The organism is Nostoc sp. C110, from assembly GCF_043099725.1.
Classification (GTDB): domain Bacteria; phylum Cyanobacteriota; class Cyanobacteriia; order Cyanobacteriales; family Nostocaceae; genus Nostoc; species Nostoc muscorum_A.
This window is the reverse complement of the sequence record NZ_CP171148.1, coordinates 715,076-736,106: the sequence shown is the minus strand read 5'-3', so window position 1 is coordinate 736,106 and position 21,031 is coordinate 715,076. Positions and strand designations below refer to the sequence as shown.

Sequence of the window (21,031 nt, the reverse complement as noted above, 5' to 3'; positions counted from 1 at the left end):
TTCATTTGGAATGGACGGGTTTATTTCCGCCGAGCTGTACTAGGTAAGAATTTCCTAATAGCCAGTCCCCAATGCCCCATGCCCCATTCCCAATTAATAATGAGTTGCCGACTTGCGATGATGAACGGCTGTGATGCCATCATTATCTAACAATTTGCCATTCTCGACAGTGGCATAAACTAGCCAATGGTCGCCAGATTCCATCCGGTTTTGTACAGAACATTCCAGATATGCCAAGGCATCTGCAAGTATGGGAGAACCGTTTTCAGCTTCTTGGGCGGCGACATCGGCAAATCGGTCTTGTCCTGGGCCAAAGGGTTTGAGAAAGTGCTTCATCAACCCCAAATGATTCCCTTCTTTAAGAATATTGAGGACAAATTTGTTTCCTGTATGGGTCAGTGTTTCTACTGCCCGTTCTTTAGCGACAGCTATGGTTAAACCAGGCGGATTAAAGCTAGCTTGAGCTACCCAGGAGGCTAACATGGCACTAGAGCGATCGCCTTCTTTGGCAGTTAGAACGCACAGAGAACCAACAATACGACCAACTGCTTGTTCTACAGTAGTAGCAGGTTGACTTGGCGATCGCACTTTTCTAGCTTTCTTCAGTGCTTGGGCAAAGTCGGTTCCGGCTTCTTCACACAATTGTAAGGTGGCATCGTCGGGTTTAAATTTCACGCGGATGGTGTCAAAACCAAACCGATAACCAGCATCTTTTAACTTACCTTCGATTAAATCAACTGCTTCCCCACTCCAGCCAAAGGAACCAAAAACACCAGCGAGTTTATTATTAGTCGCGGTGGATAGCACAATTCCTAAAGCGGTTTGCACAGGTGTCGGTGCATGACCGCCGAGAGTTGGAGAACCCATGATGAAACCACCGGCTTTTTCTACAGCCGCCCGAATTTCTTCTGGTTCAGTAAATTCACAGTTAATTGATTCTACAGCGACACCAGCTTTGGTGATGCCACGAGCGATCGCTTGAGCCAATGTTGCCGTATTTCCATAAGCTGATGCATAGATTAACGCCACTGTCAAGTCAGCAGAAGTTTGCTGTTGACTCCATTCTCGATAAGATTTGGTCAGTTCGATTAAGCCATAACGTACCAAAGGCCCGTGTCCAGTGGCATACATTCTCACGGGGAAATCAGCAAGTTTATCCAGCGCTGTTTCTACTTGACGGGCATGGGGAGCCATGAGGCAATCAAAATAATAGCGCCGATCTTCGTTATAGACTTCCCAGCCTTCATCAAATACCTGATCTCCACAAACGTGCGCCCCGAATAACTTATCTGTATAGAGAATTTCTGTTTGCGGATCGTAGGTGCAAAGTTGATCTGCATAGCGGGGATTCGGGGTGGGAATAAATTGTAAATTATGCCCGTTACCCAAATCTAGGGTTTCTTCACCCCGCATAACCAGAATTTGCAAATCTGGATTTTCCAGCGCCGCACGTAAATTTATCGCCCCTGGATTAGAACAAACAAAAGTGATTTGTGGAGCAATTGCTAACAAAGCTTTTAAAGTTGCAGCCCGGTTAGGGTTGACGTGTCCCAAAATTACATAATCTAAATCTTCGAGATGGAAACGCTGCTGTAAGGCTTCTAAATAAATTTCTGTAAACGTTTCCCCTGGAGGGTCAATGATGGCATTTTTATCGCTTTCAATTAAATAAGAATTAGCAGTTGTACCCTTGGCAAGGGCATATTCAATTTCAAATCTGAGCCTTGACCAACTGCGCGATCGCAGTATTCTTGTATCTGTAGCTATGGGATAAACTTGAACATCACGAGGTTTATTTTTTGACATGGCTTTATTGGGGAATAGGGGATTGGGGATTGGGGATGGGGACTGAGGATTGGGGATTGGGGACTGGGAAAGTTATTCTCAATACTTAATATTCAATCTCCAATATCTAATTCCTGATACCTAATTCCCAATCCCTAGTCCCCAGTACCTTCTTTAATAGTGATTTCCGACTTTGCGGTGATGCACAGCAGTTAAAGCATCGGGTTTAGAAACTCGTCCGGCGTAGACGGTGCTGTATACTGCCCAATGGTCGCCGCAATCCATTCTACTGACGACTTCGCACTCCATGTAGGCGAGGGCATCGTTGAGGATGGGGGCACCATTTTCGGCTGGCTGGGTTCTTACTCCTTCAAAGCGATCGGCTCCAGGGGCGAACCGTTTCAAAAAGTGCTTCATGAGTGGTTGGAAATTGCCTTCTTCTAAAATGTTGAGAACAAAGCGATCGCCTACTTGCATGAGTGATTCAATCGCCCGATCTTTGGCAACTGCAATGGAAAATCCCAAGGGTTTGAAGCTGGCTTGGGCAACCCACGAGGCTAGCATGGCACTGGATACATCACCTTTTTTGGCAGTAATAATATACAGTCCGCCACTGAGTCTACCCAGTGCTTTATCTAAGTCAGCACCAAGAGATTTCATCGCTTTGATGCTGCGATCGCGTGTTACCCATTGAGCTAAGTCTGTACCTGCCTCTTCACAAAGCTTGTAAGTATTTTCTGTGGGCGCTTGTTTAATCCGAATTGCTGGAAAAACTGTTGTCAAACCCAAATTACGGAATTTACTCACTAAAGGATCTATCGGCTCATCATCGCCACCGCCAGTTTCAAACACACCGATAGCTTGTTTTTCTTTGGCAGATCCTAAAACTGTGCTGAGTGCAGATTGGATACTCGCAGCACCAGAAGCCGGAGGTAGACCAACAATTAGCCCTGCACAACGGCTGACTAGTTCCCGCAGTTCTTGTAAATCGACTTCAGATCCCAAATCGACAATTTCCACGGCGACACCAGTTTTACCGATCCCGTTGGCAATTGCTTGCGCGAGGCGATCGCTATATCCGTATTCGGAAACATAAAATATTCCAATTACCGTTTCTGGCTTGGCTTGGGTTTGACTCCAAGTGCGGTAACGTCCAACTAGTTCCTCAACATTGTGAGATAATAATGGGCCGTGTCCTGTGGCAATCATATCGATGGTTTTAAGTTCCCCCATCCGCTTCAGGGCAGACAAAACCGACCGGGCATTTGGCCCCATCAAGCAATCGTAGTAGTAATGAAAGTCTTCTTCGATCGCTGCCAAGTCTTCATCAAAGGTGCTATCTGAGCAATAGTGCAGCCCAAAAGCGTCGCAGGTGTAGAGAGTTTTGGTTTTGTGGTCGAAGCTGAAAATGGTATCTGGCCAATGTAAATTTGGAGCAATCACGAATTCAAATTCATGACCATTGCCCAAATCTAAGCGATCGCCATTTTTCACAATCCGCCGCTTAAATGGCTGATGTACGAAATCCTCAAGAAACTGAATCGCCACCTTAGAACCGACAACGGTAATTTCTGGAGCCATAAGCAACAAGTCTTTAACCAAACCGCTATGGTCTGGCTCAGTATGGCTGATAATCAAATAATCAATATCTGTTGGGTTGATTAGTCCGGTGAGCGTATCAAAATATAGTTGACGAAACTTTTCGTGGGAGGTATCAACTAAAGCAGTCTGCTCCCCACGGATGAGAAACGAGTTATAAGTAGTACCGTTTTGCAAACCAAACTCAATATCGAAGCGATCGCGATCCCAGTCTAAAGAGCGAATTGCCGTCGTCTCTTGAGCGATTTCCACAGTCTGTATGGTGAGCCGTTTTTCAGTTTTTTCGGTGAGCGCTACCATAACTCCCTCCTTGACACAATGAGTATTTGTTCCTCTTCTTTTATTGTTACACGTGATGAATGTTAATTTTTATTAAAAAATCTATGGCTGACTTAAAAAAGTTAAAAGTGTGAAACCGCAGAAGTACAGAGAGGAAAATTGGCTAGCGTTGGAAATTGGGAACTCTCGGCTACATTGGGCGTTGTTTATTGGCGAGACGCTTTACTCAGCGTCGGATACTGACTATCTTCCTGAGTCTGTTATACAACAGTTGACTGAATGTCAAACCCTGAATGATTTACTAGAGAAAATTTTTCCCGAATTTAAATCTCTAACAAACACTCTGCCCCTCTGCCCTGTTTTCGTCGCCTCCGTAGTTCCCAGTCAAACTGCTATTTGGCAAACTTACCCAAATACTCATGTTATTACATTAGACCAAGTACCGCTAAAAGGTGTTTATTCCACACTAGGAATTGACCGCGCTTTAGCTTTGTGGGGAGCGGGAAAAATTTGGGGTTTTCCAATGTTGGTGATTGATGCTGGGACAGCGCTAACTTTTACGGCTGCGGATGCTAATGAGTGTCTAGTTGGAGGTGCAATTTTGCCGGGGTTGGGCTTACAATTTGCAACTCTCGGTCAAAAAACAGGACAATTACCATTAGTGGAAATGCAAAATTTTCCATCTCTACCACCACGTTTTGCCATCAATACTATAGAGGCTATTCAGAGTGGAGTAGTTTATACAATATTAGCTGGAATTAAAGAATTTATTGGGGCATGGTTGCAATTATTTCCTGATGGCAAAATTGCAATTAAAGGGGGCGATTGCACTTTACTACTCAACTATCTGCAAGCCTTGTATCCTGAAATTACAGCACGTTTGATTGTAGAACCAAATTTAATTTTTTGGGGAATACAGGAAATAGTAATGGGTGATTAAGGAAACTGACCAAATTAAGTATTTCGCAGCGCTAAAAAATGAAAATTTCGGTTTTAAGACCTAGACATTATATTGACCCTGGCGTTTATTTAATGAATATAAATAAACCTTCTTTTATGGATATCTGTAATTACTAATTTCCTTTAATAAACTCCCGAATCTCAAGTGCTACAACCCCAGCACAAGATTCCGGTAAATCATTTCCGGCATGGGAAATCATTTTCAACTCAACTTTGGGCATCAGTTGAGCATAAACCCGACTTTTGGCTAAAGCATCTGGTGTATCTTGGCCACCTTGTAAAATAAAAACTGGCACATCTATCATATAAAGCCGCTTTTGCACTAATTCCGCTTCAATTTCTATCTGCCGTCGTTTGAAAAGTAACTGGCAACCTCTGGGATAAGGCAATAGCGACTGACGCAGCTGCAAGTCTTGGGCAATTTTCTCGTGCCAACCCAAAATTTTAGTTAAGGGAGTTAGCGATCGCAACAATTTAACTACTAGTGGTGGATAATTCAATAATCGCCGCATCTTCCGGCAATACTCTTCCTGTCCTGCTATCTCTACGCCCTCTGGTGCAAGCAGTACCAAACCATCAATTTTCTCAGGATACTTTAAAGCATAACTAGCAGCAATCCAACCCCCAAGAGAATGTCCTACTAAATATACTTTTTCTAGCTTGACAGCTTGCAGAAATTCAGCTAAACACTCTACTTGCAAATCTATTGAATGGTGGATATTAGGATTCTCTGACTCACCAAACCCTAATAAATCAGGTGCAAAGCAATGGAAATCTTGTGCAAGGGACTCCATCACAGATAACCATTGACTGCTTTCATTCCAAGCACCATGTAAAAAAATTATAGGAGTTTTTTCACCGACTTCACGCCAGAATACAAGCCCTTGAGAGAGCTTTATCCGGGAGTTACGGAATAGTGTATTCATTTTAATTTAGTAGTTAACTTTTAGCACCATAATAAATAGTCATTTGTCATTAGTCATTAGTCACTAGTCATTTGTCATTTGTCATTAGTTTTGGGCAAATTATAAACAGAGAAGTCTGAACCGTTAGCCTAGCGTCTCGTAAAGCCTGCGGCATAGCTACGCTTAGGGCGCAGCCTCTCGTAGATAATAGAGGCTTCCTTAAATCAGAATTTTGGCGGCAAATGAAAAATGACAAAGGACAAAGGACAAAGGACAAATGACCAATGACTAATAACAAAATATTGTTATGCCAGTGTTGTCAAGCCATTTAAGTAGTCTTGCAACTGCCTAGTATGGTCGTGAGACATCTGTCCTGAAGGTAGCAAATTCGGAGAAAAAGCTTGGATTTCCATGACTTCCAAAGTATCTTGAATCTCCATTGTCCCATGCACCTCGGCTTCAACCGCAATACAAATTGAATGGATTCTGGGATCGCGGTCTGGTGCAGAGTAAACTCCTACCAAACGGTTGATTTTCACCAATTCTAGCCCCGTTTCTTCGATCAATTCCCGGCGGACTGTGTTGGGAATATCTTCTCCCCAATCCACCATGCCTCCAGGCAATGCCCAAAGACCATCATCACGCCGTCGGATCAGTACTATCCGACCATCAGGTAAAATTGGGATGATACTAGTACCAGTAATGGGATGACGAAATATAATACCCAATACTGTTTGTCCAATACGCCATAAGCTACGTGTGGACTGGACAGCTGCCGGAAAAAAAGCAATAACGTTCAATCTTCAAAATTGATATGTTGTATTCTATATTTCTCTACCACTTACATAAACTCAACTCATAAAATTTTGTCGAGTTTTGTTTTATACAAAAATGTTTGTGGTTTGAGATTTTATTCTCACGATTTACGTAGAATATCATTAATCTTAACATTAACTTTCAATAGAAGCACTGTATTTACATATACATATCATTTGTTAAGTTAGAAAACTTTTTAGTTTATAAATAACATTAGCTTTGCTCAAACCAGCTATCATTAATATTTTTTCAAGGCACTTTCAAAAAATTAATCTGAATAAGTATGTCTAAATTCTGAATTCTGAAGAGGCAATTAAGCGGTATTGGAGATTGCCACCAAATTCTTGCTAATTCAGCTTAATATACGAAAATCCTTTACAAAAACCGCGATCGCCTTTGGTGTGCTAAAAGCGATCGCACAAACAACCCAATGAAAAATCTAGCTCTACTATCTGCCATAGCCCTCACCACCACATCTGGATTGGTTTTCGGTACAATGCAAACCGCCTCTGCTTTAACTTGGAATTGGAATTATTCTGGTACTGATATAGAGGCAATTGGTACTTTTACCACTGATAACACCCCTGACGATTTGGGTTTTTATCAGATTTTAGGAATTACAGGTACACGAAATGGTGAAACGATTACTGGTCTGCAACCTGTAGGCACTCCGATACCAGGAAACGAACCTTTTAATGTTGACAATTTAATTAGTCTTAATACTCAGCAGTTAACAGGTGATGGTTTTGGTTATTCTACATCGGGGGGAAACTATTCTAGTCCATTTTTCGCTAGTTTTTTGCCAACGCCAAGTTATTTAGAAGTTTTTTCTGTTCCACCACTGACACCAGGTTTTGAAAATTTGGGAACGGAAGATAGTGAGCTACCCATCAGTTTTTCTGCAAGCATAATCACTGTTCCTGAACCCACCTCTATCCTTAGCTTATTTGCCCTCGCTACTATTGGTGTCCCTTCAGCACTCAAACGTAATAAGCCATCTAAATTAACTGATAAGAAGCTTGAAAAAGTTTCCTAAAACCATCAATAAAAGGCTTTGTTGCACGAATAGGGAAAACAGTCAATTTGGCTTGTACCTATTGCATTTGCTTTGAATGAATTTTAAAGCAATGTATTTCGTTGAAGTTTAGCGAATACTGAATTTTATTAGTAGGATAGCTTCCAATCAATACGGTTCGGTTAAGACAAGAGACGCGATGAATCACCGTCTCTACAATAATCAGTCCTTTGTAGAGACGGCGATTTATCGCGTCTTTGCGATCTAGAATTTTCATCAAAAAACCTTAACCGAACTGTATTGAGCTTCCAATACTGCTTCGTTAATGGGAAAAGGGGAAAGAAAAAACCTTTAACCCAAGCCCAGTTATCTTTTACCTCAGCCAAATTCTTTGTGTAAAATGTCTGACTCCGAGCAGTATTGAGATAGCTTCTTCATTGGTTTGTTGCAAGAACAACTAGTTAGCTAATTTACGTATTTTTGATGTATTTGCATCTAATAAAATATATTTTTTGTCTAGCTAGTGGGGATAATTATAAATTGTTATTGACAAAACAAGGTAAAACGCGGTAGACTAGTACACTGTTTAAAGCGTATTGATTGCTGCACTAGGCTACAAGTATATCAATAACATTGGTAGCTAATATTGCCTACGTGATGCCTAGTTGCTACTCTTTTGTTGTTTATTTAATGAGGTGAACATGGCCAAGCGCCGTAACCCGAAAAAAGAAAAGGCGCTACGGAACCAGGCGTATGCCAGAAAGTTTCGTAAACGAACTACGACAGGAAGAATGCAGAGAAGGTTCCAACAAAGACCACCCAAGAGTGAAGAAGAAGAAGGCGCAGCAACAGCAGCTGACACTGACTAAGCTGTCTGCTTAAATCCTTTTTATATAGATTATTTATTGTTTAGGGCGCACATTTGTACGCCCTTATTTATTTTTGGGTATGGGGCATGGGGCATGGGAAGCAGGGGAGGTAGGAAGACAAGGGGACAAGGGAACAAGAGGTGAGAACTTGAAACAAGTCTTTCTCCTTGTCCCCAATTCTCCTTGTCCCCAAGTCCTCTTCCCAATTCCCCATTCCCTATTCCCTTATTGATCCATTTGAGCGCGAGCCGCTATGAGTGCTTTGCTAACCTGTACAAAGCCAGTACCACCGTGACTGTTGCGGGCTGCTACAACTTGACGGGGGGATATCGCCTCATAAATATCTGCTGCGAATGCCGGATGTAGTTGTTGCCACTCTTCCAATTCCAAATCTTTCAGGAGTTTACCTGCGGCAATACTAGTTTTGACCACCTTACCCACGAGGTTGTAAGCTTCACGGAAAGGAACGCCCCGTGCTGCCAGGTAATCTGCTACATCGGTAGCGTTAGAAAAATCTTCGGTTACGGCTTCTGCTAAACGCTGGGTACGAAATTCTAAGCCTTCTCTGAGCAAAATCGTCATTGCTTCTAGAGATGCTTTGACTGTGTTAACGCTATCAAATAGACCTTCTTTATCTTCTTGCAGGTCTTTGTTATATGCCAGAGGTAGCCCTTTCATAATCACTAGCATTGCCTGGAGATGACCAAATACACGCCCTGTTTTCCCCCGCACGAGTTCTGGAACATCGGGGTTTTTCTTTTGGGGCATGATACTGGAACCTGTAGCACAGCTATCTTTGAGGGTGACAAAACGAAATTCTTCAGATGACCAAAGAATGACTTCTTCTGCAAGGCGGCTGAGGTGAACCATAATCAAGCTAGCAGCACACAAGAATTCGATCGCAAAATCGCGATCGCTCACTCCATCGAGGCTGTTAGCATAAATATTGTCAAAATCTAATAGTTTGGCTGTGTAGTGGCGATCAATAGGGAAAGTAGTTCCCGCTAAAGCACCACAACCCAAAGGTGAGATATTGACGCGGCGAGAAACATCTCCTAAGCGTTCCCAGTCGCGTTGTGCCATTTGAAAGTATGCCAAGAGGTGATGAGCTAAACTCACTGGTTGAGCGCGTTGCAGATGGGTATAGCCTGGGATCAAAGTTTCAACGTGCTTTTCAGCTATATCCAGTAAAATACCTTGGAATTCTCGCAATTCGCTTTTGATTTGCTGGATTTGGTCGCGGAGGTAGAGTCTAGTATCAGTACCAACTTGGTCATTACGCGATCGCGCTGTATGCAGTTTTTTACCCACATCGCCGACAATTTCTGTCAGTCGCTTTTCAACTGCAAAATGTACATCTTCTGCATCAACACCAGGCTGAAATCTACCTTGGCGATACTCTTGGCGAATTTCTTCTAAACCTGCAACCAGTTGCTCACCCTCTTCTGAGGAGATAATTCCCGTGTGAGCTAGCATTTTGGCATGAGCTTGAGAACCAGTCAGATCATATTCGATTAATTCAATATCAAAACCTATACTGGCATTAAAACGAGCGATCGCTGGATGCAATGCTGATTCAAACCTCTGGCTCCAAGTTTGTTCTTTGGTCATAAATATCAAGAGAGTGGGGGAGAGTTAAGAGTTAAGAGTGAGGAGTTATGAGTTTCTGACTCCTAACTTCTCACTCCTCACTTTCAACTGCTAACTTTTAAATTTAACCGTAGCTAGTTAGATTCCGAATCATATAGCCAATGACTAAACCAATCAACAATGCCCACACTTGACCTGTTTGTATAAAGTGACGCCAAGATTTTTCAACCTGACCCATCAAGTCTGGATCGGTAATTGTTTGTGCTAGTAGTGCTGTCAAATTTGCAGGCAAATGCCAATATAATCGAGATATCAAATCGCTGTAATAGCTCATATTTGGTGATTAAGAGGTTGGGGGTGGCAAATTTCAGATCAGTTTATTTTTCAGCTAAATTACTGATAATGTACTGAAATATTGCGTGTAACTTTAAAGTCTTAACTCAAGATCCAGCCGATGCCAACCGCAATTTCTCGGCAGTTCGCAAAATTTGCCCCGCCAACACTGCTGCACCAAAACCATTATCGATATTTACTACGCCTACTCCCGCAGCACAAGAGTTAAGCATTGTCAATAAAGGTGCTAAACCGCCAAAACTTGCGCCATAACCGATGCTGGTGGGTACGGCAATCACAGGACAACTCGCTAAACCAGCGACAACGCTGGGTAAAGCGCCTTCCATCCCTGCCACGACAATCAACACTGATGCTGACTCAATCAGGTGGCGGTTACTTAATAAACGGTGAATTCCGGCAACGCCAACATCCCAGAGGCGCTGTACCCGGAAACCAGAAAGTTCAGCAGTGACAGCTGCTTCTTCAGCCACGGCTAAATCGGCAGTACCAGCAGAAAGAATACCAATTTCACCTGCAAATTGTGGTTCGATGGTAGGAGGAGCGATCGCACAAATTCGCGCCGAATCGTAATATCGCAAACCGCTAACTTTTGATTGCAGTACGGTATAAACTGTTGGTTCAATGCGAGTCGCCATCACTACCGGGTTGCGGAGGCGCATCACCTCCATAATTTGAGCAATTTGGTCGGGAGTCTTACCAGGCCCCCAAATCACCTCTGGGAAACCAGTTCTTAGCTGGCGGTGATGGTCAATTTTGGCAAACTCACCCACAGATTCATAAGTTAAGTTTTTGAGTGAGTCTAATGCCGTATCTGGCGTAACTTTACCATTGGCAACCGCTTGGAGGAGCGATCGCAAGGTTTTTTCATCTGTCATTAGTCCTTTTTCCTTTATTCTTGCCACTAACTACTGACTTATAACTAATGACTAATCCGTTACTTTTATTTCATGAATGTTCCAGAATGCACCACCCAGTGCAGAGTATTGAATACCTTCAAAGCGATTACGCACTGCTGACATTGACAAAGCGTTAACTAAGTAAATAAACGGTAAATTCTCTTGAGTAATTCGCTGGGTTTCTGCATAAATTTCTTTTCGCTTGGTTGTGTCTAATTCCCTTGCCCCTTGAATGTATAACTTAGCAATTTCTGCTTCCCAAGGAGCCACTTCCCAACCTTGAATCGGTTTTTGTCCTGCTTGGGGTTTCTGATTAAACATGTGCAATCCACCTTCGGGCGACCAGACATTAGCCCCATCATTTGGTTCTAAACCACCAGTCAAACCCAGCATAGAAACTTCCCAATCTAATGAGTTTGACAGCTTATCTGTGTAAGTATTCCATGCCAGAGGTGTGAAATCAACTTGAATACCAATTTTACTCAGGTCTTGTTTAATCTGCGACCCAATTGCTTCGCGGATTTTGTTACCAGCATTGGTGAGCAATGAGAAGCGGACACGGTTTCCTTGAGCATCTATTAATTGGTTGTTGTCGTTATATTTAAATCCTGCTTTTAATAACAGTTCTTTCGCCTTTTCTGTATTGTAATTATAAACTTTTAGTCCTTGTTCAGGCGACAGATAATAAGGGCTTTGCACGGAAATAGGTGAATTTTGTGGTTTACCCAAACCACGAAAAGTATTGTTAATCATTGTTTGTCGGTCAATCGCATAGGCTACTGCCTGTCGAAATTCTACAGTATTAAACCAACGCGATTTTATTGGATCAACCAGGGGTTTTCCATCTCTTTTACCTTTATTTAAATTAAAGAAAACAAACGTCGTACCTGTTGCTGGGCCACCATTGAAAATTTTGAAATTTCCCTGTTCTTCTTGCACCTTTAGCAAAGAAAAATAATCTGGTGAGACTCCTACAGTATCTAACCCGCCAGAACGAAATTGCAGCAATGAAGTATCTGTTGATTCCACAATTTCCCAGATAATCCGTTCAATATAAGGTTGGGACTCTCCTTTGGGCCCTTTGCGCCAATAGTAGGGGTTGCGCCTAAATACTACACGCTGACTTGTATCGTAGCGCTCTAGCTTGTAAGGGCCATTAACAATAATTTGATCTGGAGGAGTATCAACGCCCCATTTTGACAAAAATATTGGCTTACCTTCTTGGTCTTTTGTCTTGACAAATGGTTCTAGAGTATGGGCAGGTAAAATTGGCAGTCCGAGAGTTCCTAAAAACGGTGCAAATGGTTCTGGAGTCGTAAATTCAATTCGTTGAGCATCAATTTTTCGTACCTTTGGCAATGCCCGACTTTCACCAATCCTTAGCACATCTCTAGCATCTGCGGGAATCGCTTCGTTAAGATAAATTTCGTTGAAGGTAAATACTACATCATCTGCTGTTAAAGGCTGCCCATCAGACCATTTCAATCCCTGACGTAGGGTAAAAACAAACCGCAATTTGTCATCAGAAATTTCCCATGATTCCGCTAAAGAAGGCTCGATTTTGCCACTTATAGGGTTTTCTGTAGTTAATCCTTCATAAATCAAAGGAAAAACATTCGGAGACTCCTGACTAAGAGGATAATTAAAAGTTTTAGGGTCGCTGAGAATGGCACTTACCAATTGCGGCACTTGAGCAGCTACACTTTTGAACTTAGTGGGGTTGCAGGCGATAAGTGTAAGTGCTGTTGCTGAAGTCAGAATTATTGGCAACCAAAAACGTTTAATCAGCAGAAATATTTTTCTAAAAAGCTTCATACTTTTAATGCACAAATAGTTCATCAATTGAACATACAGGTCTTATTAGTCTTTAAGCGAATTTGATATGATGAAGTTTAGTCTTAATAAAACATAAAAATTAGCTAGTTTTTTTAGTTTCTACTACTTTAAGTTCATAAATATTCCAATTGTAACTTCCTATCGCTGAGTATTTTACGTTCTCAATAGTATTACGCACGGCTACTAAAGCGAGGGAATTGAATAGGTGAATAAAAGGCAGATACTCTTGTGAGAGTTGTTGGGTTTCTGCATAGATAGCTTTGCGTTTTGTTTCATCGAATTCTCTTGCCCCTTGGATGTAGAGGTCTTCAATTTTCTGCTCCCAATCGGTAGCTTTCCAACCTACTGTTGGGGATTGTCCGGCTTGAGCTTTTTGATTAAATACATGAAAGTTACCTTCTACAGACCAGACATTGAAACCATCTTGTGGCTCAATACCACCAGTGATGGCTCCATACCAACATTCCCAATCTAGGGTATTAGAAATTTTTTCTCCAATAATACTGAAGTCAAGAAATTGTAAATCAACTTTAATGCCTATCTTGCCGAGATCCTGTTGGATTTTCGGTGTAATTGTTGGTCTATTACCAGCAACACCCATCATTGTGAAGCGGACTCGATTACCATCCGCGTCTAACAGTTGACCTTTATCATCATATTTAAATCCTGCTCCCAACAAAATTTGTTTAGCTTTTTCTGGATTGTAATCATAAGTTTTTAAACCTTCTTTGGGAGAGAAATAATAGGGACTGGGAACAGAAATTGGAGAGTCTTGTGGTTCACCCAATCCCCGCAAAGTGTTGTTGATCATCGTTTGGCGATCGATAGCGTAGGCGACAGCCTGTCTAAAAGCAACGTTGTTAAAAAAGCGGGACTTAATAGGATCTACAACAGGTTTGCCATTGCGACTACCTTTGTTGAGATTGAAAGTTATAAAACTTGTTCCAGAGTCAGGCCCAGCATTTTTAATAGTAAAGTTACCCTGCTTTTCTTGACGCTTGAGCAATTGAAAATTTCCAGGGCCAATTTCTAGTAAATCTAACCCTCCAGAACGAAATTGCAGCAAAGCTGTATCAGGCGATTCCACAATTTGCCAAATTACACGCTCAATATATGGCAGTTGTTTTCCTTGTGCATCTTTTTTGCGCCAGTAGTAAGGATTGCGCCGAAATGTTAAGCGTTGATTGGTTGAATAACTCTCGATCGCGTAAGGGCCATTAACAATAATTTTTTTCGGGTCTGTGTCGGTTCCCCAAGTGGACATAAACACTGGCTTACCGTCAGAGTTTTTCGCTTCTACTGCTGCACGCAGGGCGTGTTCTGGTAGTATTCCTACCCCTGCTGCAATCGATCGCAAGAAAGGAGCAAACGGTTCTGGCAGAATAAATTCTACTCGGCGTTCATCGACTTTGCGGACTTTCAGAAAAGTCTTACTGCTCCCAATTCGAAGAGCATCTTGGATATAAGTGGGAATGTGCTTGTTCATGTAGATGTCATTAAAAGAGAAAACGACATCATCGGCTGTTAATGGCTTACTATCCGACCACTTCAATCCTTCTCGCAAGGTAAAGACAAACCGCAGTTTGTCTGGGGAAATTTCCCAAGATTCAGCCAAAGCTGGCTCAATTTCTTTAGTTATTCCGTTTTGGGTCGCTAATGCTTCATAAGTGAAACCAGCAATATTGGGAGATTCTTGGATGAGGGCGTAGTTAAAGGTTTTCGGGTCACTCGTAGTAGAAACAACTAACTGTGGAACTTGTGCGGCTGCGGTTTTAAAGTTAGATGGATTGCAGGCGGTAACTGTAATTGCTGTTGCTGAAGCCAGAATTATTGGTAAGCAAAAACGCTTAATTATGTGAAAGATTGTCGAATATTTCATAATTTTTATTCTTTCAAAAGCAAGACAACAGCATAAGCAGATATACCTTCCTCACGTCCAACGGGGCCTAATTTTTCGTTAGTGGTAGCTTTGATACCAATTTGATTTGGTTCTAATTCTAAAATCGCCGCTAGCTTGTCGCGCATAGTATGAATATGCGGCTTTAATTTTGGACGTTCTGCTACTATTACCGAGTCAATATTTCCTACCTGCCAGCCTTGATCCCGAATCAGTTGATGTACTTGAGTTAATAGTACTAAACTATCTGCTCCCGCCCATTTGGGATCGCTTGGCGGAAAATAATGACCAATATCTCCCAAAGATAATGCCCCAAGCATGGCATCCATAATCGCGTGTGTTAATACATCAGCGTCACTGTGTCCTAATAAACCCAGTTCATGGGGAATTTGAATTCCACCCAAAATCAAAGCGCGATCGCTCACTAATCGATGGATATCGTAGCCGTTACCAATACGAATTTTTGTCATTTGTCATTTGTCATTTGTCATTGGTCATTGGTCATTGGTCATTTGTCATTCGTTAGGAGTTAGGAATTATTATTCTCCCCCTGCCTCCCCTGCTCCCCTACCTCCCCTGCTCCCCTGCATCCCCTGCCCCCCTGCTCCCCTGCTTCCATTCCTCTAGAAGATCAGGGCGGCGATCGCGGGTTTTCTGAATTTGTTGTTCGTAACGCCACTTGGCGATCGCTGCATGATTCCCACTGAGTAAGACATCAGGCACTTTCAAACCGCGAAAATTGGCAGGACGAGTATATTGGGGATAGTCTAATAAGCCTTCCTCAAAACTTTCTGCTGTGAGAGACTCGGTTTTGGCCACGGTTCCTGGTATTAGTCGCACTACACCATTAATCAAAGCCATTGCTGGAATTTCTCCGCCAGTCAGAATAAAATCGCCTAGAGATACTTCGCGAGTTACCAAATGCAGCACCCGCTCATCGACTCCTTCGTAATGCCCACAAATAACTACTAGCTGGTCATAATTTGTCACCAATTCTTTCAAAAGAGGTTGATTAATTGTTTGACCCTGTGGACTCATCAAAATTATTTCTCTTCGGGGCAGAATTGGCAGCGACTCCACGGCGTTAAAAATCGGTTCTGGCTTCATTAGCATCCCAACGCCGCCGCCGTAGGGTTCATCATCCACCTTTCGGTGCTTATCAGTGGTAAAGTCCCGTGGATTAACCAGATGCACTTCGGCAATCTGTTTGGCTAAGGCTTTGCCCAGTAATCCAGAATTGAGAACAGAGTTAAAACAGTCAGGAAAAAGTGTAACTATATCAAAGCGCACAGTTATTCGTATTCAAGGACACTAATCTTAAATTTGGATGTCTAGCAAACACCGCCAAGCCAAGGTCGAGTCAAACTCCAGTTAAACTTTATCAATAGTATCTAAAACTACCAGACCTCTTGGATTTTAGATGGGATCAAAAGTTTTTCTAATTACTTAATTTATGTTTAAATGTTGTCACAAGTACATTTAAATTAATAATCATATCAAGTTAACAACTTCCAGGATGCATCGAGCCAGCCTCAGAAAAAAGCGTAGTCTTACCTGCTCGTCCCTAGCCCCAGAGGGGGAATCTAGCCCCCTAAAGACTATTTTGCCCTGCTGCAAGTGGACAGGTGAAAAACAAGGCCCTGGCTTTGAGGAATGGGAACAAACACGTTTAGACTGAGGCAACGCGAGCGTTAAGCGAGAATTCAGAGAGTGGCTGCCCAGTTTCAAAACTTCCACAAAGTGTCCTCTCGAAAGTTGCAAAGCGCAAAAATCATCAGCCTTCTGAACCTTGTTAAATTCACCTGAAGTTGTTGACAGGAGAAACAAAATGCCGCAATTACAAGCTAAATCGCTAGAAATGAGGACACCCCAAGCAACTAAAACCGCCGTTCTGGTTATCGGAGGCGCAGAAGACAAAGTTCATGGGCGCGAAATCCTACGAACTTTTTTTGGACGTGCCGGTGCTAGTAAGGCTTATATTACAATTATTCCATCTGCCTCTCGCGAACCCGCCATCATTGGTGGTCGGTACATTCGCATTTTTGAAGAAATGGGTGCCCAAAAGGTAGAGATTTTAGACATCCGCGAACGCGAACAGTGTGAAGCCTCTCAAATCAAAGCATCCTTAGAAGCCTGTAGTGGGGTATTTTTGACAGGAGGAGATCAGCTGCGTCTCTGTGGCGTATTGGCAGATACGCCAGCAATGGAAATTATTCGGCAGAGGGTTAGGGCAGGGCAACTGACGTTAGCAGGCACCAGTGCAGGAGCGGCAGTGATGGGGCATCACATGATTGCTGGCGGCGGGAGTGGAGAGTCGCCAAATCGTTCCCTAGTAGATATGGCAACGGGTTTGGGATTTATTCCTGAAGTCATTGTTGATCAACATTTTCACAACCGGAATCGGATGGGGCGGTTGATTAGTGCGATCGCTGCTCACCCCGATCGCTTAGGTATTGGCATTGACGAAGATACTTGTGCAGTGTTTGAACGTGATGGTTGGTTACAAGTTATGGGTAAAGGCAGTGTTACTATTGTCGATCCCACTGAAGCCACCCACACCAACGAACCCCATGTTGGTGCTAATGAACCATTAACCGTGCATAATTTACGTCTCCATATCCTCAGCTACGGCGATCGCTTCCACCTGTACCAGCGCACTGTATTGCCTGCTGTACACCGGATCTCCAGCTGACGGGATAGAGTATCTGAGGTTACACTGAGTTGACCACAAATTTTAGATTTTGGATTTTGCGAAAAGTTGTAAGGAAGGTTTCCCGACCTAGCAAACTTTTCAAGACGGATTTTAGATTAAGAGAGCTTTTCGGCAGATGCCGCCAGAAAGTGGGTAAAACAAATCTAAAAACCCCTCGATGACTCGTTGACGCTACGCTATCGTAAATCTAAAATTACCAGAGCTAAGTACCCCAATTGTCTCTTTTAATCCAAAATCATAAATCTCAAATCCAAAATCGGTTGACCGCACATTTATTTCTTGTTGTAGAAAAATGATGAGAATACTATGTAAAAAGAAAAAACTGTTTGCAACGAACAGTTTAGCGGTCAATTACAGTAAGAAACTAGAATTTTGGTTCCGAATCTCCATCTACCTATTCCCATGAGAATCCTCAAGATCCAGACCTTACGCGGCCCAAACTATTGGAGCATTCGACGCCACAAGCTGATCGTCATGCGCCTCGATTTAGAAACCCTTGCCGAGACGCCCTCGAATGAAATCCCAGGCTTTTATGAAGGACTAGTTGAGGCGCTGCCGAGTCTGGAGGGTCATTATTGTTCGCCTGGCTGTCGTGGTGGTTTTTTGATGCGAGTCAAAGAAGGCACGATGATCGGCCACATCGTAGAACATGTAGCTTTAGAACTCCAGGAATTAGCTGGTATGCACGTCGGCTTTGGTCGCACCCGCGAAACTGCCACACCCGGAATTTATCAAGTAGTAATTGAATACCAGAATGAAGAAGCGGGACGCTACGCTGGACGAGCCGCAGTGCGGCTGTGCCAGAGTATCATCGATCGAGGCCGTTATCCCAAGGCAGAACTAGAGCAAGATATCCAAGACCTGAAAGACTTCACCCGTGATGCTTCCTTGGGCCCTTCCACTGAAGCGATCATCAAAGAAGCAGAAAAAAGAGGTATTCCCTGGATGTCTCTAGAAGCCCGCTTTTTGATTCAGCTAGGCTATGGCGTGAACCAGAAGCGAATGCAGGCCACAATGACAGACAACACCAGCATTCTGGGCGTAGAACTAGCTTGCGACAAAGAAGCCACTAAACGCATCCTCGCGGCAGCCGGTGCGCCAGTACCCAGAGGTACAGTGATCAACTTCTTAGATGATTTAGAACAAGCTATTGAATACGTTGGCGGCTATCCCATCGTTCTCAAGCCCTTGGATGGCAATCATGGACGTGGGATCACCATTGACATCAGAACTTGGGAAGAAGCAGAAGCCGGCTACGAAGCTGCTAGACAGGTTTCTCGATCAATTATTGTCGAAAGATATTACGTTGGGCGTGACCATAGAGTATTGGTGGTAAATGGCAAAGTAGTCGCAGTAGCCGAACGTGTCCCAGCTCACGTCATTGGCAATGGCAGATCCACCATCTCCGAACTGATTGAGGAAACAAACCTCGATCCAAATCGCGGTGAAGGACATGATAACGTCCTGACCAAAATTGAACTAGATCGCACCAGCTACCAACTCTTAGAAAGGCAAGGCTATACCCTAAATAGCGTTCCACCCAAGGGTACTATTTGTTATCTCAGGGCAACAGCCAACTTAAGTACAGGTGGTAGCGCCGTAGATCGTACCGATGAAATTCACCCAGAAAATCTGTGGTTGGCACAACGGGTAGTCAAGATTATCGGTTTGGATATCGCCGGACTCGATATCGTCACCACGGATATTAGCCGTCCCCTGCGGGAAGTCGATGGCGTAATTGTTGAAGTTAACGCCGCTCCCGGGTTTCGGATGCACGTTGCCCCAAGCGTGGGTATTCCCCGCAACGTCGCTGGCGCAGTGATGGATATGCTGTTTCCCAACGAGCAATCTAGCCAAATTCCTATCCTCAGTATTACTGGTACTAATGGCAAAACCACTACTACCCGACTACTAGCACATATTTATAAACAGACTGGAAAAGTAGTTGGATATACTACAACCGATGGAACATATATCGGTGATTACTTAGTGGAAGCTGGCGACAACACAGGTCCCCAAAGTGCCCACGTCATCCTCCAAGATCCCACAGTAGAAGTAGCGGTACTGGAAACCGCTCGCGGTGGCATTCTCCGCTCTGGATTGGGCTTTGAAGCCGCGAATGTGGGAGTAGTATTAAATGTAGCCGCCGACCACTTAGGAATAGGCGATATAGAGACTATTGAGCAATTAGCTAACCTCAAGAGTGTAGTAGCGGAAGCCGTATTCCCTGATGGCTATGCGGTACTTAATGCCGACGATCATCGCGTCGCCGCTATGTCAGAAAAGACTAAGGCTAATATTGCTTACTTCACCATGAATCCCGACTCGGAATTGGTGCGAAAGCACATCCAAAAGGGTGGAGTAGCCGCAGTCTATGAAAGTGGCTATTTGTCAATTGTTAAAGGTGATTGGACACATCGGATAGAAAGAGCAGAAAATATACCTTTAACAATGGGCGGACGTGCGCCGTTTATGATTGCCAACGCTTTAGCTGCAAGTTTGGCAGCATTCGTGCAAAACGTCACAATTGAGCAGATTCGCTCTGGTTTGAAGACTTTCCGGGCTTCAGTTAGTCAAACGCCGGGACGAATGAATTTATTTAATTTAGGCAACTACCACGCTTTAGTAGACTATGCTCACAACGCAGCTAGTTATGAAGCTGTAGGTTCCTTTGTACGGAACTGGACTACAGGACAACGGATTGGCGTAATTGGTGGCCCGGGCGATCGCCGCGACGAAGATTTTGTTACTTTGGGCAAATTAGCAGCACAAATTTTTGACTACATCATTGTCAAAGAAGACGATGACACACGGGGACGTTTACGGGGTTCAGCCGCCCAATTGATTATTCAAGGCATTACCCAAGTGAAGCCTGATAGCCGCTATGAATCAATTTTGGATGAAACCCAAGCGATTAATAAAGGCTTAGACATGGCTCCTGATAACAGCCTGGTGGTGATTCTACCAGAAAGCGTGACTAGGGCTATCAAGTTAATTAAGCTGCGTGGTTTAGCCAAGGAAGAGACACATCAACAAAATACTGGCACAGCGATCGCTGATTCTCAAAATGGAATAGCACCTTCTTCTGTAGTCAACACACTACTGTAGTCAACAGTCAAGAGTCTCAAGTTCAGCATTTCAAAGTTTTTCAGCCTTGACTCTTGACTATTGACTATTGTTTTTCTTCTTCTGAATTAGTTTCATCACTGGGGGTTTTCATCTCCTCCTTAAAACCTCTTAGGGTTTTGCCTAGTGCAGTGCCCAATTCGGGAATTTTTTTAGGGCCAAAAATTAAAATAGCGACTATGGTAATTACAGCGATTTCTGGCCATCCTAGTCCAAACATATAAATTTCCTCTAAGGCATCTCTAATTAAATATAGACATTGATGGCTCAAATCTGATTATTTAGGGGCAAACAAGAGGTAAAGAAGTAGGGAAGATTATGCTAGGGATTGCGTTTCAGGACAGAGAAACCGCGTAAAGGTTCCTATTATTTTTGAACAAAGCGATCGCTA

Annotated in this window: 17 protein-coding genes; 5 read left to right on the top strand and 12 right to left on the bottom strand. The window is 43.2% G+C overall.

From position 1 onward, the window contains the following. Positions 1 to 93: 93 nt before the first annotated feature. Together ACFFRD_RS08915 and ACFFRD_RS08910 are read right to left on the bottom strand one after the other, a co-directional pair. Positions 94 to 1,806: a diflavin flavoprotein gene (locus tag ACFFRD_RS08915; RefSeq protein WP_392481201.1), complete on the bottom strand. Its 1,713-nt coding sequence runs from the start codon at positions 1,804 to 1,806 to the stop codon at positions 94 to 96. Between the two features lie 153 nt (positions 1,807 to 1,959). Continuing rightward, positions 1,960 to 3,684 (bottom strand): diflavin flavoprotein, encoded by a 1,725-nt coding sequence (locus ACFFRD_RS08910; protein ID WP_179073483.1) that lies wholly within the window; start codon positions 3,682 to 3,684, stop codon positions 1,960 to 1,962. A gap of 109 nt (positions 3,685 to 3,793) precedes the next feature. On the opposite strand from ACFFRD_RS08910, the gene ACFFRD_RS08905 reads away from it, so the two are divergent. Next, entirely contained in the window at positions 3,794 to 4,603 is an 810-nt protein-coding gene (locus tag ACFFRD_RS08905; RefSeq protein ID WP_392481200.1) for a pantothenate kinase, read from the top strand. A 133-nt stretch (positions 4,604 to 4,736) separates the two neighbouring features. Here ACFFRD_RS08905 and ACFFRD_RS08900 read toward each other — a convergent pair whose 3' ends face one another. Both ACFFRD_RS08900 and ACFFRD_RS08895 read right to left on the bottom strand, forming a co-directional pair. Further along, positions 4,737 to 5,549, bottom strand: coding sequence for an alpha/beta fold hydrolase (locus ACFFRD_RS08900; RefSeq protein WP_190961105.1), 813 nt, complete (start codon positions 5,547 to 5,549; stop codon positions 4,737 to 4,739). Positions 5,550 to 5,833: 284 nt separating this feature from the next. After that, positions 5,834 to 6,328: an NUDIX hydrolase gene (locus ACFFRD_RS08895; RefSeq protein WP_114084487.1), complete on the bottom strand. Its 495-nt coding sequence runs from the start codon at positions 6,326 to 6,328 to the stop codon at positions 5,834 to 5,836. A gap of 446 nt (positions 6,329 to 6,774) precedes the next feature. On the opposite strand from ACFFRD_RS08895, the gene ACFFRD_RS08890 reads away from it, so the two are divergent. Together ACFFRD_RS08890 and ACFFRD_RS08885 are read left to right on the top strand one after the other, a co-directional pair. After that, positions 6,775 to 7,380, top strand: coding sequence for a PEP-CTERM sorting domain-containing protein (locus tag ACFFRD_RS08890; protein ID WP_392481199.1), 606 nt, complete (start codon positions 6,775 to 6,777; stop codon positions 7,378 to 7,380). 680 nt (positions 7,381 to 8,060) lie between these two features. Next, positions 8,061 to 8,228: a hypothetical protein gene (locus ACFFRD_RS08885; RefSeq protein ID WP_012412073.1), complete on the top strand. Its 168-nt coding sequence runs from the start codon at positions 8,061 to 8,063 to the stop codon at positions 8,226 to 8,228. Positions 8,229 to 8,453: 225 nt separating this feature from the next. On the opposite strand, the gene argH is transcribed toward ACFFRD_RS08885, so the two are convergent. The 7 genes from argH to trmD all read right to left on the bottom strand — a co-directional run bounded on the left by argH (position 8,454) and on the right by trmD (position 16,091). Next, positions 8,454 to 9,839 carry an argininosuccinate lyase gene (argH, locus tag ACFFRD_RS08880; RefSeq protein WP_392481198.1) on the bottom strand — a complete coding sequence of 462 codons (1,386 nt, stop codon included), beginning with the start codon at positions 9,837 to 9,839 and terminating at the stop codon, positions 8,454 to 8,456. 103 nt (positions 9,840 to 9,942) lie between these two features. Next, a complete protein-coding gene (locus ACFFRD_RS08875; RefSeq protein ID WP_392481197.1) occupies positions 9,943 to 10,152 on the bottom strand; it encodes a hypothetical protein in 210 nt (69 codons plus the stop codon). 106 nt (positions 10,153 to 10,258) lie between these two features. Then, positions 10,259 to 11,047: a nickel pincer cofactor biosynthesis protein LarB gene (gene larB / locus ACFFRD_RS08870; RefSeq protein WP_392481196.1), complete on the bottom strand. Its 789-nt coding sequence runs from the start codon at positions 11,045 to 11,047 to the stop codon at positions 10,259 to 10,261. A gap of 51 nt (positions 11,048 to 11,098) precedes the next feature. Further along, a complete protein-coding gene (locus ACFFRD_RS08865; protein ID WP_392481195.1) occupies positions 11,099 to 12,883 on the bottom strand; it encodes an ABC transporter substrate-binding protein in 1,785 nt (594 codons plus the stop codon). A 100-nt stretch (positions 12,884 to 12,983) separates the two neighbouring features. After that, positions 12,984 to 14,783 carry an ABC transporter substrate-binding protein gene (locus ACFFRD_RS08860; protein WP_392481194.1) on the bottom strand — a complete coding sequence of 600 codons (1,800 nt, stop codon included), beginning with the start codon at positions 14,781 to 14,783 and terminating at the stop codon, positions 12,984 to 12,986. A gap of 5 nt (positions 14,784 to 14,788) precedes the next feature. Further along, positions 14,789 to 15,271, bottom strand: a complete 483-nt coding sequence (gene ispF / locus ACFFRD_RS08855; protein WP_392481193.1) for a 2-C-methyl-D-erythritol 2,4-cyclodiphosphate synthase — start codon at positions 15,269 to 15,271, stop codon at positions 14,789 to 14,791. 97 nt (positions 15,272 to 15,368) lie between these two features. After that, on the bottom strand, positions 15,369 to 16,091 hold the full coding sequence (trmD, locus tag ACFFRD_RS08850; protein WP_392481192.1) for a tRNA (guanosine(37)-N1)-methyltransferase TrmD: 723 nt from the start codon (positions 16,089 to 16,091) through the stop codon (positions 15,369 to 15,371). Between the two features lie 538 nt (positions 16,092 to 16,629). On the opposite strand from trmD, the gene ACFFRD_RS08845 reads away from it, so the two are divergent. Both ACFFRD_RS08845 and cphA read left to right on the top strand, forming a co-directional pair. Then, on the top strand, positions 16,630 to 17,493 hold the full coding sequence (locus ACFFRD_RS08845; RefSeq protein WP_012412065.1) for a cyanophycinase: 864 nt from the start codon (positions 16,630 to 16,632) through the stop codon (positions 17,491 to 17,493). 423 nt (positions 17,494 to 17,916) lie between these two features. After that, positions 17,917 to 20,622: a cyanophycin synthetase gene (gene cphA / locus ACFFRD_RS08840; protein ID WP_114084480.1), complete on the top strand. Its 2,706-nt coding sequence runs from the start codon at positions 17,917 to 17,919 to the stop codon at positions 20,620 to 20,622. Between the two features lie 64 nt (positions 20,623 to 20,686). Here cphA and tatA read toward each other — a convergent pair whose 3' ends face one another. Next, positions 20,687 to 20,860: a twin-arginine translocase TatA/TatE family subunit gene (gene tatA, locus ACFFRD_RS08835; RefSeq protein ID WP_012412063.1), complete on the bottom strand. Its 174-nt coding sequence runs from the start codon at positions 20,858 to 20,860 to the stop codon at positions 20,687 to 20,689. Positions 20,861 to 21,031: the final 171 nt, after the last annotated feature.